Consider the following 1,504-nt stretch of genomic DNA (forward strand, 5'->3'; position numbering starts at 1 on the left):
ACGCGCATAAGGTGCAGCATGGCGCGTTCGTCCAGCGGCACCTTTTTCTTGCGCGCCACCATCGCAAAGATCTTCAGAAAGTCTTGCTGGTTCGGCCCGTCGATCTTGATCTTGAAAAAGATCCGGCGCAGCGCCGCCTTGTCGAAGATTTCGTTGGGATGGAAGTTGGTGGAAAAAATCACCAGCGTGTCAAACGGCACCTCGAACTTTTCGCCCGAATGCAGCGCAAGAATATCGCGGTTTTCCTCAAGCGGCAAAATCCAGCGGTTGACCAGCTTCTGCGGCGGGTCGGCCTGACGGCCAAGGTCGTCTACGATGAACACCCCACCTGACGATTTCATCTGCAAGGGCGCGGTATAGGTGCGCGCGGTCGGGTTGTAGGTAAGGTCTAGCATGTCAAGCGACAGCTCGCCGCCGGTCACCACTGTCGGGCGCAACGAATAGACATAGCGGCTGTCGAAGCGGTTACCCGTGCGGCGCAGGCTGTTGGGGTCTTCGACGCTTTCCTCGGCAGCTGTATGCACGATCGGGTCAAATACGGTGATGACTTGGCCTGCATATTCTACGGCGCGCGGAATATAGATGCGGTCGCCCAACGCGTCGCGGATACCGTTCGAAATCGAAGATTTGCCGTTGCCGGGTGGGCCATACATCAGGATCGAGCGGCCCGAGGATACCGCGGGGCCAAGATGGTCGAGCAGTTCCTTGGGCAGGATCAGATGCCCCATCGCGGCGGTCAACTGATCGCGCGTGATCTGGATATTGCGGATCGACTGGCGCGCGATCTGTTCGCGGTAGGCAGCCAACGGCACCGGGGCGGCACCGTAATATTCCGATTGCGCCAATGCATCGAGCGCGCGCGCCTTGCCCGCATCGGTCAGCTGATACCCCATCTCGCCGCCCGAATTGGCGTGCAAGGTGCCGGTCGCTTCCAGCAGGCGCTGGCTGCGAGCAAGGTCGATCAATTCTTGTGTCACCGGAACCGTCAGCGCCAGCACGCGCGCGATCGACGAACAGATCTCGAGATTGGTTCGGAACATCGTCTTGAGAAGCAGATCACGCAGCATTACGGGCGAAAGCCCGGTTTCAGCTATGCTCTTCGGCGGCACTGGTGCCAGCACGCTTGAGGCCATCATATTCATCTCTGCCCGACCCGTTTCTGCCACAGGCGCAAGCGCTGTGGCCTTTGTTTGAACGAAAGGTTCACACCGCTACGTTGCCCAGCTAATGTGGCCAAAACATGGAACAGATGCGGAGAGGCTGCGATGCAAAGAGCGAGTGCGCTGCTGCTAGGAAGCCTACTCTTCGGGCTGATCGTGCTGATGGGCGGGGCGATGCTGCTGAATGGCGGCCTCTACATCGCAAAGCATGAAGGCGACACGATTCAGCTAGCCGATATGGTGCTGCGCATGACCGAGGCGGGGCAGTGGCCGCACCTCGATTTCAGCACCCCGATCGGTATTCTGGCGCTTGCACCGGTTGCGTTTTTCGTCTGGCTCGGCGC

Annotated in this window: 2 protein-coding genes; one reads left to right on the plus strand and one right to left on the minus strand. The window is 59.5% G+C overall.

Features of this window, described 5'->3' with window-relative positions; all coding sequences use genetic code 11:
- Positions 1 to 1,142: ATPase (locus ABY403_RS16420; protein WP_372841883.1), on the minus strand; the 1,142-nt coding region annotated here is incomplete at its 3' end.
- A gap of 123 nt (positions 1,143 to 1,265) precedes the next feature.
- On the opposite strand from ABY403_RS16420, the gene ABY403_RS16425 reads away from it, so the two are divergent.
- Positions 1,266 to 1,504 (plus strand): hypothetical protein (locus ABY403_RS16425; RefSeq protein WP_372841884.1); only part of this gene is annotated, 239 nt, incomplete at its 3' end.

Source organism: Phaeovulum sp. (genome assembly GCF_041596715.1).
GTDB lineage: Bacteria > Pseudomonadota > Alphaproteobacteria > Rhodobacterales > Rhodobacteraceae > UBA6213.